Genomic DNA, 15342 nt, shown 5'->3' on the forward strand with positions numbered 1-15342 from the left:
CCCGTTCCGATGACCAGTCCGACAGACCGGGCTAAGAGCGCGGCGTGGGATCGATTCGGGATGCAGGTCAGGTTTACAGATCGGCAGATCATCGGAACCAAAGCTCAAAAATCAGGCTCGTCGGCGTGAACGACTTGCGTGCAGGTGCTCTAAATCAAGACCTGTAACAGCTCATAACGTCGGTAGCCCAGCGAAAGCTGGGATGACGGAAGCCCCTACACCCGCATCGGCATCAGCACGTAGAGCGCCGGGCTGTTCGCATCCTGCCGGATCAGCGTAGGCGCGCCAGCGTCTGCCAGGTGTAGCTCCACCGTGTCGCTGTCGATCTGGCTGAGGATGTCCTTGAGGTAATTGGCGTTGAAGCCGATCTCGAACCCCTCGGCAGCGTAGTCCGCCGGCACTTCCTCCGCCGCGGTGCCGTTGTCGGGGCTGGTGACCGAGAGCGTGACCTTGTCGTTCTCCAGCCCCATCTTCACCGCGCGGGTCTTCTCGGTGGCGATCGTCGCGACGCGGTCGACGCCTTCGTAGAAGCTCTTCGGATCGAGCTTGAGCAGCTTGTCGTTGCCGGTCGGGATCACGCGGCTGTAATCCGGGAACGTGCCGTCGATCAGTTTGCTGGTCAGCACCACCCCGCCCTCGCCGCCAAGCGTGAAGCGGATCTTGCTCGCCGACAGGTCGACCTGAACGTTGCCGTCGAGCGCTTCCTCAAGCAGCTTGCGCAGCTCCGCCACGGCTTTGCGCGGCACGATAACGTCGGGCATTCCCGCTGCGCCTTCGGGCTGCGCAATGGTGAAGCGCGCGAGGCGGTGCCCGTCGGTCGCGGCCGCCTTGAGCACCGGCTTGTCCTCGTCCGAGACGTGCAGGAAGATGCCATTGAGATAGTACCGCGTCTCCTCGGTCGAGATCGCGAAGCGGGTGCGGTCGATCAGCTCGGCCAGGGTCTTGGCCGGAATCTCGAAACTCGTCGGCAGGTCGCCCTCGACGATCACGGGGAAGTCGTCGCGCGGCAGGGTCGGAAGCTGGAAGCGGCTGCGCCCGGCCTTGACCGTCATGCGGTTGTCGGCGGTCTCCAGGCTCACCTGGCTCCCGTCGGGCAGTTTGCGCGCGATGTCGAACAGCAGGTGCGCCGAAACCGTGATCGCGCCCGGCGCATCGACCGAGGCCGCGGCCATGTTTTCCACCACCTGCAGGTCGAGGTCGGTCGCCATGACCTTCAGCGAGCCGCTCTCCCCCGCTTCGATCAGCACGTTCGAGAGGATCGGGATGGTGTTGCGCCGCTCCACCACGGACTGGACGTGGCTGAGGCACCTCAGGAGCGTGGCACGTTCGATAGTGGCCTTCATCGCGTATCAATTCCCCCATGCGCGCCCGCCGAAAGGTTCGGGGCCGGAATCGCCCGCGAGCGCCGGAAAGTGGCGATTATCCTTAGTGACGAGGCGTGACGGGGCAAGAACGAATGGCCGCGCACGCCGATTCCTTGGGGATAAATCCGTGATTGCGCCATTCGCCCCGTCCGTCATCCCAGCGAAAGCTGGGATCGCTTTTCACAAGCTCCGACGGCCCCGCACCCGATCCCGGCGTTCGCTCGGATGACGAAATTTGGATGGCTCAGGACATCATCGCCATGCCGCCGTTCACGTGCAGCGTCTGCCCCGTGATGTAAGCCGCCTCGTCCGAAGCGAGATAGGCGACCGCCGCGCCGATGTCCTCGCCCTCGCCCATGCGTCCCATCGGAATGCGGGCGTTGAGCGCGTCCTTCTGGGCGTCGGGAAGCTGGTCGGTCATCGCCGTGCGGATGAAGCCGGGGGCGACGCAGTTGACGGTGATCCCGCGGCTCGCAAGCTCCTGCGCGAGGCTCTTCGACATGCCGACGAGCCCGGCCTTCGCTGCCGCGTAGTTCATCTGGCCCGGATTGCCGGTCGCACCGACGACGCTGGTGATGCTGACGATACGGCCCTGCCTCGCCTTCATCATCGGCCGCGCAGCGGCGCGCATCAGGCGGAAGGCGGCTTCGAGATTGATCCGCATGACCGCTTCCCACTCCTCGTCCTTCATCCGCATGGCGAGATTGTCGCGCGTCACCCCGGCGTTGTTGACCAGAATGTCTATCTTGCCAAGCGTGTCGACCGTCGCCGGAATCAGCTCTTCCACCTGGGTCGTGTTGGACAGGTCGCAGGTGATCTCGACATGATCGCCGCCGACCTCCTCGTTGATCTGCTCACGAAAGCTGCGCAGCTTTGCGCTGTTCGAACCGCTGAGCGCCAACCGCGCGCCCTGCCGCGCGAGCGCATACGCGATCGCCGACCCGATCCCGCCGCTGGCACCGGTAACGAGGGCGGTCTTTCCTTCAAGCGAAAACATTATCCGATCTCCTTCGCGAGCGCTTCGATGTCGGCCATAGTGATGGCGCTGGTGGTCCCGGCTTCCTTGTCGATGCGGCCGATCATGGGGGCAAGCACCTTGCCGCCCAGTTCGACGAAATGCTCGACGCCCGCGCGGCGCATGGCGAGCACGCTTTCGCGCCAGCGGACCCGGCCGGTGACCTGTTCGACCAGCAAGCGTTGCTCTTCGGCCGGGTCCGTCACCTGCTCAGCGGTGACGTTGGTGTAGAGCGGCAGAGTGAACGCGCCGAGTGGGGTCTTCGCAAGCGCCTCCGCCATGGCGTCCGCGGCGGGCTGCATCAGGTCGCAGTGGAACGGCGCGGAGACCGGCAACAGCACGCCGCGCTTGATCTCGAACTCCTTCACCATGCCGACCGCGCGCTCGATTGCGCCCTTGTGGCCAGAGAGCACGACCTGCCCCGGATCGTTGTCGTTGGCGACCTGGCACACCTCGCCCTCGGCGGCGGCGTCGGCCAGCGCCTGCGCCTTCTCAAGGTCGGCGCCGAGCAGCGCGCACATCGCGCCCTCGCCCACCGGCACAGCCGCCTGCATCGCCTGCCCGCGCAACTTGAGCAGCCGCGCGGTATCGGCGAGCGAGAACGCCCCAACGGCGCAGAGCGCGGTATATTCGCCGAGGGAATGACCAGCGACGCAATCGCCCTTGTCCGCCAGCGCGACGCCGAACTCGCGCTCCAGCACCCGCAGGGTCGCGATGGCATTGGCCATGATCGCGGGCTGCGCGTTCTCGGTCAGTGTCAGCGCATCCTCCGGCCCTTCACGCATGATCTTCGACAGGCCCTGCGACAGTGCCTCGTCAACCTCCTCGAACACCTCGCGCGCGGCGGCGCTGGCGTCGGCGAGCTCGGCGCCCATGCCGACTTTCTGGCTCCCCTGTCCGGGAAAAACGAATGCACGCATGTCAGTCTCCTTCGGCGGAGCCGATTATGAGCGTGCGGCGCGGCCCGCAAGGCCGAACGGCACGATCTTAAGGCCGAACGGCACGATCTTGTTGTCGGCGTCATGCCCGATATCGGCGAGGCCGAGGTAGGGGATATCTGCCGTGGCGCACCAGTACTGCGCGATCTCCTCCGCGCTCGCCCCGAAAGGCCGGTCGTTTTCCGGAACCTCCGAAATCCGCCCCAGGCGCAGACCCGCGATCCCGCGCAAGTGCTGGCTGATATGGAAGAACAGCCGGTCCACGGCGTAAAGATGTTCCGACACCTCCTCCACCATCACCACGTGGCCAGCGAGATCGGGCATCAGGTCGGTTCCGCAGAGCATCGCCAGCGTCATCAGGTTGAGCGCAGCGGTGGGACGCCCGTCGAGCGCCCCTTCGAGCCCCTCGCCGCCGCCGGATAACCAGTCCAGCGCACGCCGCACCGCCGCACCGCCGCCCTCCCGGCGCACGTCGGCAACCATCGGCCCGTGGACGGGGCGCCCCACCCCCGCACGATAGAGCGCCGCCAGCAGGTAGCCGGTGTCGGAGTAGCCGAGGAACGGCTTGCCCTGCGCAGCGGCCCCCATCTGCGAAACCGCCTCGGCCGCGATCCGGTTCGAGCCATAGCCCCCGTGCGCGAACCACACGGCATCCACCGCGGGATCGTTCGCGCAGTCGAGCAGCGCGGCGAGCCGCGCCTCATCGTCGCCGGCAAAGTGTCCGTGACGGGCGAAGCATTGCTCGTGGAATCGAAGCTCCACCGCTTCGAACTCGTCGGCGATCGCGAGCACCGCGTCGGCATGCTCGCGCTCGAGCGGCTTTCCCGGGGCGCAAATGGCGATGCGTGTCATGCACACGGCCTAGCGAGCTTGTGTCCGCCTGCACAACTGAATACGCAGCGCGCAATGGACGATATCCCCACAGCCGACGAACTTTTCGCCCGTCCGTTCTTCTTCTGCGGGATCGGCGGTTCGGGCATGTTGCCGCTCGCGCAGATCGTGCGAGGGCGCGGCGCCCAAGTCGCGGGCAGCGACCGCAGCCGCGATCAGGGCCACACGCCGGAAAAGTTCGCCGCGCTCGAGGCCCAGGGTTTCGCGCTCCACCCGCAGGACGGCAGCGGGATCGTCTCGGGCGAGCAGATCCTCGTCGCGTCCGCTGCAGTCGAGGAGACGGTGCCCGAGGTCCAACGCGCGAAGGAACTGGGCTGCCTCAGGATGTCGCGGGCCGAGCTCAACTCGATCCTGTTCAACACCAGCGGCGCCGGCCTCGCGGTGGCGGGCACGAGCGGCAAGTCGACCGTGACCGGCATGCTCGGCTGGATCATGCACGCCGCTGGCCGCGATCCGACGGTGATGAACGGCGCGGTGATGAAGAACTTCGTCTCCGCCGAACGCCCGAACGCCAGCGCGCTCGTCGGCGGGCGCAGCATCTACGTCAGCGAGGTGGACGAGAGCGACGGGTCGATCGCGCTTTACCGGCCCGCGGTCGGTGTGCTGCTCAACGTCAGCCTCGACCACAAGGAAATGGGCGAACTGCGCCAGCTGTTCGGCGACTTCCTCGCGCGCAGCCGCATCGCGGTGGTCAACGCCGACGATGCCGAAGCGCTTGCCCTGCTTCCCCGTGCGAACGAGGTCATCACTTTCGGCATCGATCGGGAGAAGGCGCAGATCGGCGTGGTGCCCGGCTCGGTCGCCGAAGGGCCGCTGCGGCAGGCGGCGATGATCGTCGACCGGCACGACGGCAGCGAGCACGCGCTCACGCTGGCCATGCCGGGCAAGCACAACTTGTCGAACGCGCTGGCAGCCATTGCCGCGGCGGCCGCCGCGGGCGTGCCGGTCGCGGCTTCGGTTGCAGCACTTGCGGACTTCAAGGGGCTCGCGCGGCGGTTCGATCTCGTCGGCGTCAGCGCCGCCGGCATCGCGGTGATCGACGACTTCGGCCACAACCCCGAGAAATGCGCGGCAACGCTGCGCACGCTGAAGGCGCACGAGGGGCGCGTGATCGCCTTCTTCCAGCCCCACGGCTACGGTCCGCTGCGGCAGATGGGCGCCGAACTGGCCGAAACGTTCGCGCGCGAGCTTGGGCCCGAGGACTGCACGATCCTGTGCGATCCGGTCTATTTCGGCGGGACCGTCGACCGCAGCGAAGGCAGCGAACGGATCGTGCGACTGATCGAGGCGGCCGGCGGCCATGCCGAATACATCCCCACGCGCAAGGCCTGCGGCGACCGCATCGTCTGCCTCGCCCAGCCCAACGACCGCATCGTGATCATGGGCGCACGCGACGACACGCTGACGACCTTCGCGAGCGAATTGCTGGAGCGGCTGGGCTAGAACGCCAGCGGCGCTAGTGATCTTTCGCGCCGACCCGCAGTACTTTGTGCAGCACGAAGGCGATCACGGCCCCCAGCGCCATTCCGAACAGCGCCGACAGCGCAGCGTAGGTGATCCAGCCGAACACGCCCCCCAGGACACCGGTCGCCGCCTCGACCGCATGGCGTACGCCCTCTGCCAGGTGCTCGATCGTGCCCAGCCCCAGCTCTGCCAGCCCATGGAGCACTATGCCGCCGCCAACCCACAGCATTGCTACCGTCCCGACGATGGAAAGCAGGGTGAGCACGCCAGGCATCGCGTTGACCAGCCAGCAGCCGAACGCGTGCGTCCGCGGGTTGCTCCGCTGCGCCAGACGAAGCCCGATGTCGTCCATCTTCACGATCAGGGCGACCGTGCCGTAGATGCCGAAGGTGACCAAGACGCCGACCAGCGCCAGCACCGCGGCGCGCACGAGCAGCGTCTCGGCGGCGACCGAGGCAAGCGTGATCGCCATGATCTCGGCCGAGAGTATCAGGTCGGTTCGTATCGCGCCCGACACGCGCCGCTTCTCGAAGGCGGCCATGTCCTTGATCGGGTCGTCGATCGTCTCGCCATGCTCTTCCCCGCCGAGCCATTCCATGACTTTCTCGGCGCCTTCGTAGGACAGATAGCACCCGCCCAGCATCAGAATCGGCGTGATCGCCCAAGGCAGGAATACGCTGAGCAGCAGGGCGGCCGGCAGCAGGATCAGCAGCTTGTTCTTCAGGCTGCCGCGCGTGATCTTGGCGATGATCGGAAGTTCGCGGTCGGGCGTGAAGCCGGTGACGTAGTTCGGCGTCACCGCCGCGTCGTCGATCACCACGCCCGCAGCCTTGCCCCCGGCGCGGCCCGCGGCGACGCTGACGTCGTCTATGGAGGCAGCCGCCGCTCGCGCAATGATGGAAACGTCGTCGAGCAGGGCCGCAAGTCCGCCGGGCATGGAATCTCCTGTTTCGCAAGGTTACGCCGGCCCGCCGCTTGGGTTCCGGCTGCGCAAACCGGGCTTGCTCTTGCATTCTCCACCGATGCCGCTATGTGCGCGCCTTCCCCGCTTCCGGGCAGGGGAATGGAAGAAAGCCGGAGGGGCCCCGCAATCCCGCGGATCAGCCAGCGATCGGCACTACAGAGTGAAGGAAGCGAAGCATGGCTCTTTACGAGCATGTCTTTCTCGCGCGTCAGGATCTGAGCCAGAGCCAGGTCGACGCGCTGGCGGCAACCGCCACCGAAATCGTCGAGAAGAACGACGGCAAGGTCACCAAGACCGAGACCTGGGGCCTCAAGTCCCTTGCCTACAAGATCGACCGCAACCGCAAGGCGCACTTCGTGCTGCTCAACATCGAAGGCCCCGGCGCCGTGGTGGAAGAGCTCGAGCGCCAGACCCGCATCAATGAAGACGTCATCCGCTACATGACGATCCGCGTCGACGAGCACGAGAGCGGACCGAGCGTGATGATGCGCAAGAACGAACGCGACCGGAAGCGTCGCTCTGACCGTGAGGAGCGCGACTGATGGCCCGTCCGTTTTTCCGCCGCCGCAAGTCCTGCCCCTTCGCGGGCAAGAACGCGCCGAAGATCGATTACAAGGACGTGCGCCTGCTCCAGGGCTTCATGTCCGAGCGGGGCAAGATCGTCCCCAGCCGCATCACCGCCGTCAGCGCCAAGAAGCAGCGTGAGCTCGCCAAGGCGATCAAGCGCGCACGCCACATCGGCCTGCTGCCCTACATCGTGAAGTAAGAGGAGAAGAGACATGGACATCATCCTCCTCGAACGCATCGGGAACCTGGGCAACATCGGCGACGTCGTTTCCGTGAAGGACGGCTACGCCCGCAACTTCCTGCTCCCGCAGAAGAAGGCGCTGCGCGCCAACGAGGCCAACAAGCAGGTCTTCGAAGCCAACCGCGAACGCCTTGAAAAGGAAAACGCGGAACGGCGCGGCGAGGCCGAAAAGCAGGGCGAGAAGGTCGACGGCACCGAGATCGTGCTGATCCGGGCATCGTCGAATGCCGGTCAGCTCTACGGCTCGGTGAACGTACGCGACGTCGTCGCAGGTCTGGCCGAGAAGGGGCACGAGATCGACAAGCGCCAGGTCGTGATGGGCCATCCGATCAAGTCGATCGGCATGCACGACGTCACGATCGCGCTGCACCCGGAAGTCCACGTCACCGTGAAGGCGAACGTCGCCCGCTCGGAAGACGAGGCCGAACTGCAGCGCCAGGGTGTCGACGTGCTCGCCCAGATCTTCGCCGACGAGCAGGCCGAGATCGAGGAAATGGCCCAGGCCAACGCCATCGATCCGACGCTGGAGCCCGGCGAAATTCCCGCCGACATGCTGGAAGGGCCGGCCGAGGAAGAGGCTGCGGACGAAGCCAACGGCTGATCCGCGCCGACAGGACAAAAAAGGGCGCGGCCTGCGAGGGTCGCGCCTTTTTTTTGCCCGATACGGAGGCGCTTGCGGGACACCCCCGCCATCCCAGTAAAAGCCGGGATGGCGAGGATCTCCTGCACCCTTCGACGTCGCCATTCGCAGGACTTGGAATTGTCGTCCAACCCGCGCTAATGGCCATCGATGGAATCATCCGAGAAAATCATCGACGACCTTGCCCGGCTCTACGACGAGTCGGTCGAGCGCCTGCGCGCAGACATCATCGCATTTGGCCGCGAGGGCACGCTGCCCAAGCCCGAGAAGCGGAGCGACGGCAGCTACGCCTACCCGGAACTGCGCCTGCGCTTTCGCGGCGGCACCCGGCCGGAAGACCGCAGCCGCGCGTACGGACGGCTCAATGCGCCGGGCACCTACACCACCACCGTCACCCGCCCGCGGCTTTTCGCCGACTACCTGGTCGAACAGTTGCGCCTGATCACCAGCGATTACGACGTCGATCTCGAGGTCGTGCCCTCGCGCCAGGAGATCCCCTTCCCCTATGTGCTCGACGGCGAGGCCGGCGCCGAGCTGGCCGGGATCAGCCCCAACGAGCTCGCACGCCATTTCCCCTCGACCGAGCTTGCCGACATCGGCGACGAGCTCGCCGACGGGATCGAACTCGGCGCCACGGGCGATCCGATCCCGCTATCGCTGTTCGACGGCCTCAGGACCGACTTCAGCCTCGCACGGCTCGCGCATTACACCGGCACCGACCCGGCGCATTTCCAGCGCTTCATCCTCTTCACCAACTACCACCGCTACGTCGACGAGTTCGTCGACTGGGCGGGCGAGCAGCTCGGCAACGACGAGTGCACCGCTCTTGCCGGTGCCGGCGGTCTCTACCTCGAAACCCCGCGCAAGAACGCGCGCGCCGAGCTGTCCGACACCGCTTGGCGCCGCCACCAGATGCCGGCCTACCACCTGATGGGGAAGGACCGCGGCGGGATCACTCTGGTCAACATCGGCGTCGGTCCCTCGAACGCCAAGACGATCTGCGACCACCTCGCCGTCCTGCGGCCGGAAGCGTGGCTGATGATCGGCCACTGCGGCGGCCTCCGCCCGAGCCAGAAGATCGGCGACTACGTACTCGCCCACGCCTACCTGCGCGACGATCACGTGCTTGATCCCGTGCTGCCGCCCGAGATCCCGCTGCCCGCGATCGCCGAGGTGCAGCAGGCGCTTGCCAAGGCAGCCGAGGAAGTCAGCGGCACCCACGGCGCCGATCTCAAGCGCCGGATGCGCACGGGCACGGTGGTCACGACCGACGATCGCAACTGGGAGCTGCGCTATACCCAGTCCGCCCGCCGCCTCTCGCTCAGCCGGGCGGTCGGGATCGACATGGAAAGCGCCACCATCGCCGCGCAGGGCTACCGCTTTCGCGTTCCCTACGGCACGCTGCTATGCGTCTCGGACAAGCCGCTGCACGGCGAGATCAAGCTGCCGGGGCAGGCGAACAAGTTCTACGAGGAAGCCATCGCCGCGCACATGCAGATCGGCGTCACGACCTGCCGCCTGCTGCGCCAAGAGGGCAATCGCCTCCATTCGCGCAAGCTGCGCGCCTTCAACGAGCCGCCGTTCCGGTGACGAGCGCCGCCGCAGGCGGGGACGGAGCCGGCCGCTCCGTCGAAATACGCCCTGCCCGCGCGGAGGATCGCGCCGCCATCTGGAGCGTGCTCGAGCCCGTGATCCGCGCAGGCGAGACCTACGCCTTCGACCGCGACATGAGCGAGGAGGCGGCGCTCGCCTACTGGATCCGGAAGGACACGGAGACCTTCGTCGCGGAGGAAGACGGCCGTATCCTCGGCACCTATTACATGCGCCCGAACCAGGCCGGCGGCGGCGGCCATGTCTGCAACTGCGGTTACGTGACTGCGGCCCATGCGGCCGGCCGCGGGATCGCGCGGCTGATGTGCCTTCATTCGCTAGATCATGCGCGGTCGCGAGGCTACCGGGCCATGCAGTTCAACTTCGTCGTCAGCACGAACGAACGCGCCGTGCGGCTGTGGCAATCGCTCGGTTTCAACATCGCCGGCCGCCTGCCGCGGGCGTTCGATCATCCGAAGCTCGGCTACGTCGACGCTCTGGTGATGTTCCGGGCGCTATAGCGCCGACACGCGAAGCCCTTCCGCCGCTCGGAGCGGGCAGAACCGAATGCTCCAGCTATTCCGCCGTCTCGTCCGCGAAAGCCTCGCTCCGCGCCACGTCTATCGCGTCGCTGAAACTGAGTACGCTCGCAAGGAACACCGGTGCAGGGATGCCGTCGCCGGTGATCACGTCCCACTCGATGTAAGGGTCGCCTTCGTCGTCGAGATAGATGCTGCTAAAGCGGTACTTCCGCGCCAGCGCGATTGCCTCCTCGGCGGTCCACGGCTGCTTGCGGTCGAATCCGGCCGAGAACTGCAGCGCGTCGCAGCCGTCGTGGGAGGTCTCGTGGCAGCCGTAGAAGTAGATCCGGCTCGACCATCCGGAGAGTTCCGTCATGATCATCGGATCCCCCGCGCCGTCCTGCGTCAGCTCGGCATCGTAGCCGGCCCCCTCGAGCGCATCTAAGATCCCCTGCGGGTTCTTGGCCGTCACCATTGCCTCGCCGGTCTGGGCGCCAAGCGGCGGCGTGACAAGGGCGAGCGCGCTTGCGGCTAGTAATCTTTTCATGGCTGTCGTTTCCCCCTGAAGTCGGATCCGCAGGTTGGCGGGATTTGCATGCTCAGGCAACGCCAAAGGCCGCCGCTCGCGCCCTCACCCCTTCCCCTTCGTCTTCGTCTTCCCCGCCTTGGCGTTGGCGGCGATGAAGTCGATGATCATTCCCGCGATGTCCTTGCCGCTCGCGGCTTCGATGCCTTCCAGGCCGGGAGAGGAATTGACTTCCATGATCACCGGCCCGTGATTGCTCCGCAGCATGTCCACGCCGCAGACGTTCAGCCCCATGCGCTTGGCCGCGCGCACTGCGGTCGAGCGTTCCTCGGGCGTGATCCGGACCAGTTCCGCGCTGCCGCCGCGGTGGAGATTGCTGCGGAAGTCGTCGGGCGCGCCGGTGCGCTTCATCGCGGCGACGACCTTGCCGCCGATCACCAGCGCGCGAATGTCGGTGCCGCCGGCCTCCTTTATGAACTCCTGCACCAGGATATTGACATTGGCGCCGCGGAAGGCCTCGATCACCGACTTGGCGCTCGCCTCGGTCTCCGCGAGCACGACGCCGATGCCCTGGGTCCCCTCCAGCAGCTTGATCACCACCGGCGGGCCCTTGACCGCCTTGATGATCTCCTCGGTCTGCTTGGGGTCGTGCGCGAAGGCCGTCAGCGGCAGGCCGAGGCCGTGCTTGGCGAGGATCTGCATCGAGCGCAGCTTGTCCCGGCTGCGGCCGATCGCGACGCTTTCGTTGAGCGGCCAGACCCCCCTCATCTCGAACTGGCGCAGGATTGCCAGGCCGTAATGCGTGATCGAGGCGCCGATGCGCGGGATCACCGCGTCGTAGCCGCTCAGCGTCTCCCCGTTGTAGGTCACCGTCGGCCGGTGCGAAGCGATCTGGACGTTGCAGCGCAGCGTGTTGAGCACGTCCAGTACATGCCCCCGCGCCTCGGCCGCCTCTACAAGGCGCCGATGCGAGTAGAGGTTCGCGTTGCGGGCAAGCATGGCGATCTTCATGGCGCGCGACCTTTCCTCGGCATGCGGCCCGGCGACTGGAGCCACGAGCTGCCCGAATCAACGACGAACCGGCGGCGGAGTGCCGTGCGGCCTATCAGCAGGGGAAATTGCATGTCCGATCGGTCGGCAAGACTGATCTCGGCACGGAATTCGACGGCGCCGATACGCATCGGCGTCTTCACGATCAAGCGCATTTGCGTCTCGCCGTTGGAGCTGGTGATTCCGCGCCGGTCGACGTGGATCGCCTCGCACACCTGGCGCACGTGGTGGCGCCCGAAATCGACTGCGAAGCGGACGTAGTCGGCGCCGTCGCGCTCGAACCGGTCGAGCACGGTCGCATGGAGCGAGGACGTGCGCGCGCCGGTGTCGATCTTGGCCGGAACGGCGGTCAGGCCCAGTTCGGGCAGCGCGACGAGCTCGCGCCACCCGACCACCGGCAGCGGCTCCTTCGTCGCGCTCAACCGACGATCGCCAGCCCGTCGCCCCCGTCGCCGGTGGCCAGCCGCCGCAGCACCGTGCCGCTGGCGAAATCGACTTCGGCGATCGTGTCGCTGCCGGTCTCGGCGACGTAGATGCGCTCACCGTCGTCGGACCAGACGATCGTGACCTGCTGGCGCGCCTCGGCCTCCTCGCGTCCGGAGACGGGGATCGTGCGCACCGCGCGCGCCGTGGCGAGATCGATCACCGTCAGCGAACCGTCGGCCAGGTTGGAGGTTACCGCGACGTCCCCCTGCGGGCGGATCGCGAGGCGCAGCGGGAAGTCGCCGGTCGCGACCTCGTGCCGCACCTCCAGCGTCTGCGGGTCGAGCGCGAAAGCCTTGTCCGAACCGCGCGCGGAGACCCACAGCGTCCGGCCATTGGGCGCGAGATCGATCCCTTCCGGCTCGATTCCGACCTCCACCGAGCGCGGCGCGCGGCGGGTCAGTAGATCGACCAGCGTGACCGTCTTCGAGCCCATGTCCACCGTCCACGCGTGCCGCGCATCCGGCGCGACCGCGAGCATGTGCGTGCCTTCCTGTCCGGTCGAGAACTCGAAGGTCTCGGCATTCTCGCTCAGCGGATCGCGGATCCAGAAGATCGAGCGGCGTCCCTCGGCCGTCGTATAGAGATCGCCGTTCGCGTGCCAGACGATCCCGTGCGGCCGCGCGTTCTCGCCCAGTTCGATCCGCTTGACGCGCGAGAGGTCGCTGGCGCGGAAGAGGTCGACGCTCGTGCCGCCATAGCAGGCGAGCGCGACGTGCGTGCCGTCGGGCGAGGTGGCGAGCTCGTGCGGATCGGCGCAGCTATCGACCCGCGCGACCTCCTCTCCGCTCGCAAGGTCGATCTTCGAGAGCGAGTTGCCGAACTTGTTGGCCACGAACAGCGCGGCCTCGCCGCCGGACGCCGGCCCCGCGACAGGTTCCCCGGCAACCGGCGCACAGGCCGCCGCGGCCAGGCATAGAAGCGATAAAACCCGCATGACGTCCTCCGAGCAGCCCTCTGTAATGAGAAGAGGATAGCCGACCTTTTCTTCTTCTCCGAGTCCCCGCGAAGGCGGGGACCTCAGGCCGCTGGCGCTACACCGATGCCTCCCTCCTGATCCCCAGCGCAGGCTGGGGCCTCCCTCCACCAGCGAAGCGCCAGCGGCTTGAGACCCCAGCCTGCGCTGGGGATCAGGAAGATAGCGCCAGTGGCATGAGGTCCCCGCCTTCGCGGGGACTCGCACCTGTTCACCAGCCCGTCGGCTTGCCCTTGTTCTGCTCGTCGAGCCACGCCTTCAGCGGTGCGAAGTACTCCAGCATCGGCTTGGCGCTCATCTCGCGGGTGCCGGTGAACGCCTCGAGCGCGTCGGGCCACGGCTCGCTCGCGCCCATCTCCAGCATCTCGGCCAGCTTCGCGCCGACTTCCTTGTTGCCGTAGAAGCTGCAGCGGTGGAGCGGACCTTCCCAGCCTGCCTGGTCGCAGGCGGCCTTGTAGAACTGGAACTGCAGGATCCGCGCGAGGAAGTAGCGCATGTAGGGCGTGTTGCCCGGGATGTGGTACTTCGCGCCCGGATCGAAGGCGTCGGCCGGCCGCTCGACCGGCGGGGTGATGCCCTGGTACTCACGCCGCAGCTCGGTCCAGGCGGTGTTGTATTCGGCCGGGCTGATCGAGCCGTCGAACACGCCCCAGCGCCACTTGTCGACCAGCAGGCCGAAGGGCAGGAACGCGACCTTGTCCATCGCCTGCCGCAGCAGCAGGCCGATGTCCTTCTCCTCGCCCGGCACTTGGGAACGGTCGAGCAGGCCGATCTGGACCAGGTATTCGGGCGTGATCGAGAGTGCGACGAAATCGCCGATCGCCTCGTGGAACCCGTCGTTCGCGCCGTTGAGATAGAGGTACGGCTGCTCGTTGTAGGCGCGCTGGTAGTAGTTGTGGCCGAGCTCGTGGTGGATGGTGACGAAGTCGTCCGCATTCACCTTGATGCACATCTTGATGCGGATGTCGTCGACGTTGTCGACGTTCCAGGCGCTTGCGTGACACACCACTTCGCGGTCGGCCGGCTTGGTGAACAGGCTCCGCTCCCAGAACGTCTCCGGCAGCGGCTCGAACCCGAGCGAGGAATAGAAGCCCTCGCCGATCTTCACCATGTCGAGCGGCTGCTTGCCCTGCGCCTCCAGCAGCTCGCCGATGTCGTAGCCGAGATCGCCCGAACCCTCGGGCGCGACGATCGGGTAGATGTTGCCCCATTCCTGCGCCCACATGTTGCCGAGCAGGTCGGCGCGGATCGGCCCGGTCGTCGGCTGTACCGCGTCGCCGTACTTCTCGTTGAGCTGCGTGCGCACGTAAGTGTGCAGCGCCTCGTAGAGAGGCCGGGTCTCCTGCCACAGCCGCTCGGTCATGGCGGTGAATTCCTCGGGGTCCATGTCGTAGCCGGAGCGCCACATCGCCCCCACGTCGTCGAACCCGAGCTCGGTCGCGCCCGCGTTGGCGATCTCGACCATGCGGACATATTCTTCTTTCATCGGCGCGCCGACGTTGTCGTGCCAGCTCGCCCACATCTCGGCATATTCCTCGGGCGTGTGCTCGAGGTTGCCCATCTCGGCCTCGATGTCGGAGCCCGAGATCTCCTGCCCGTTCAGCGTGCCGCGGCCCTTGCCGTACTGGCTCTGCAGGCTGGTCGCGATCTCGTTGAGCTCGGTCGCGGCGCCCGGCGTGGTCGGCGCGGGCAGGACGATGCCGTTGCGCAGAATGTCCAGCTTGCGCGCGACATCGGGGGCGAGCCCCTCGACTTGCGCATACTGCGCCGCCTCGAGCGCGTACTTGACCGACTTCTCGGTCCCTTCCGCGCCGGCCTGCGCCGCGAGCGCGTCGGTGTCGTCGGTGATATAGGTCGAGTTGACCCAATAGACCCTGCTCGCATCGACCGAGTAGTCGAACAGGTCCTTCTCGACCATCTCGACCCAGGCGGCGGCGCCTTCGGGGGTCATCGGATACTGCTGCGCGGCCCGCTCGCCGGCGGGCGCGGCCGGCTCCTGCGCATGAGCCGGGACGGCGAGCGAAATGGCGAGCGCGGCGAGCGCGACGGGTGCGAACTTCATGGTTCTGGCGAGTCCTCTCATGCGAAAACCGGTTTCGGCAGATACCGGTT

16 protein-coding genes are annotated in these 15342 nt (G+C 66.8%); 6 read left to right on the forward strand and 10 right to left on the reverse strand.

Features of this window, described 5'->3' with window-relative positions:
- Positions 1-215: 215 nt before the first annotated feature.
- The 4 genes from dnaN to ETX26_RS08120 all read right to left on the reverse strand — a co-directional run bounded on the left by dnaN (position 216) and on the right by ETX26_RS08120 (position 4169).
- Positions 216-1343, reverse strand: coding sequence for a DNA polymerase III subunit beta (gene dnaN / locus ETX26_RS08105; protein ID WP_129524222.1), 1128 nt, complete (start codon positions 1341-1343; stop codon positions 216-218).
- Between the two features lie 265 nt (positions 1344-1608).
- On the reverse strand, positions 1609-2361 hold the full coding sequence (gene fabG, locus ETX26_RS08110; RefSeq protein ID WP_129524223.1) for a 3-oxoacyl-ACP reductase FabG: 753 nt from the start codon (positions 2359-2361) through the stop codon (positions 1609-1611).
- On the reverse strand, positions 2361-3299 hold the full coding sequence (gene fabD / locus ETX26_RS08115) for an ACP S-malonyltransferase (protein WP_129524224.1): 939 nt from the start codon (positions 3297-3299) through the stop codon (positions 2361-2363). The genes fabG and fabD overlap by 1 nt, the downstream gene beginning before the upstream one ends.
- A gap of 24 nt (positions 3300-3323) precedes the next feature.
- Positions 3324-4169, reverse strand: a complete 846-nt coding sequence (locus ETX26_RS08120; RefSeq protein ID WP_129524225.1) for an LD-carboxypeptidase — start codon at positions 4167-4169, stop codon at positions 3324-3326.
- Between the two features lie 54 nt (positions 4170-4223).
- Here ETX26_RS08120 and ETX26_RS08125 point away from each other — a divergent pair, with 54 nt between their 5' ends.
- A complete protein-coding gene (locus tag ETX26_RS08125; RefSeq protein ID WP_129524226.1) occupies positions 4224-5651 on the forward strand; it encodes a glutamate ligase domain-containing protein in 1428 nt (475 codons plus the stop codon).
- 13 nt (positions 5652-5664) lie between these two features.
- On the opposite strand, the gene ETX26_RS08130 is transcribed toward ETX26_RS08125, so the two are convergent.
- Positions 5665-6609: a DUF808 domain-containing protein gene (locus ETX26_RS08130; protein WP_129524227.1), complete on the reverse strand. Its 945-nt coding sequence runs from the start codon at positions 6607-6609 to the stop codon at positions 5665-5667.
- Positions 6610-6812: 203 nt separating this feature from the next.
- On the opposite strand from ETX26_RS08130, the gene rpsF reads away from it, so the two are divergent.
- The 5 genes from rpsF (at position 6813) to ETX26_RS08155 (ending at position 10195) form a co-directional block, all read left to right on the forward strand.
- A complete protein-coding gene (gene rpsF, locus ETX26_RS08135; protein ID WP_129524228.1) occupies positions 6813-7178 on the forward strand; it encodes a 30S ribosomal protein S6 in 366 nt (121 codons plus the stop codon).
- On the forward strand, positions 7178-7402 hold the full coding sequence (gene rpsR / locus ETX26_RS08140) for a 30S ribosomal protein S18 (RefSeq protein ID WP_119511450.1): 225 nt from the start codon (positions 7178-7180) through the stop codon (positions 7400-7402). The genes rpsF and rpsR overlap by 1 nt, the downstream gene beginning before the upstream one ends.
- 13 nt (positions 7403-7415) lie before the next feature.
- On the forward strand, positions 7416-8045 hold the full coding sequence (rplI, locus tag ETX26_RS08145) for a 50S ribosomal protein L9 (protein ID WP_129524229.1): 630 nt from the start codon (positions 7416-7418) through the stop codon (positions 8043-8045).
- 189 nt (positions 8046-8234) lie between these two features.
- Positions 8235-9674: an AMP nucleosidase gene (locus tag ETX26_RS08150; protein ID WP_129524230.1), complete on the forward strand. Its 1440-nt coding sequence runs from the start codon at positions 8235-8237 to the stop codon at positions 9672-9674.
- On the forward strand, positions 9671-10195 hold the full coding sequence (locus ETX26_RS08155) for a GNAT family N-acetyltransferase (protein ID WP_129524231.1): 525 nt from the start codon (positions 9671-9673) through the stop codon (positions 10193-10195). Before ETX26_RS08150 ends, ETX26_RS08155 begins: the two co-directional genes overlap by 4 nt.
- Positions 10196-10250: 55 nt before the next feature.
- Here the strand turns inward: ETX26_RS08155 and ETX26_RS08160 are convergent, their stop codons facing one another.
- From ETX26_RS08160 to ETX26_RS08180, 5 genes are all read right to left on the reverse strand, one after another.
- Entirely contained in the window at positions 10251-10742 is a 492-nt protein-coding gene (locus ETX26_RS08160; protein WP_129524232.1) for a YbjN domain-containing protein, read from the reverse strand.
- Between the two features lie 84 nt (positions 10743-10826).
- Positions 10827-11732, reverse strand: coding sequence for a 30S ribosomal protein S6--L-glutamate ligase (gene rimK / locus ETX26_RS08165; protein ID WP_129524233.1), 906 nt, complete (start codon positions 11730-11732; stop codon positions 10827-10829).
- Positions 11729-12193 carry an ATP-dependent zinc protease family protein gene (locus ETX26_RS08170; protein ID WP_225425657.1) on the reverse strand — a complete coding sequence of 155 codons (465 nt, stop codon included), beginning with the start codon at positions 12191-12193 and terminating at the stop codon, positions 11729-11731. The genes rimK and ETX26_RS08170 overlap by 4 nt, the downstream gene beginning before the upstream one ends.
- Entirely contained in the window at positions 12190-13191 is a 1002-nt protein-coding gene (locus ETX26_RS08175; protein ID WP_129524234.1) for a beta-propeller fold lactonase family protein, read from the reverse strand. Before ETX26_RS08175 ends, ETX26_RS08170 begins: the two co-directional genes overlap by 4 nt.
- A gap of 250 nt (positions 13192-13441) precedes the next feature.
- Complete coding sequence (locus ETX26_RS08180) at positions 13442-15292, reverse strand: M2 family metallopeptidase (RefSeq protein ID WP_129524235.1); 1851 nt, start codon at positions 15290-15292, stop codon at positions 13442-13444.
- Positions 15293-15342: the final 50 nt, after the last annotated feature.

It is taken from the genome of Pelagerythrobacter rhizovicinus (genome assembly GCF_004135625.1).
Taxonomy (GTDB): domain Bacteria; phylum Pseudomonadota; class Alphaproteobacteria; order Sphingomonadales; family Sphingomonadaceae; genus Pelagerythrobacter; species Pelagerythrobacter rhizovicinus.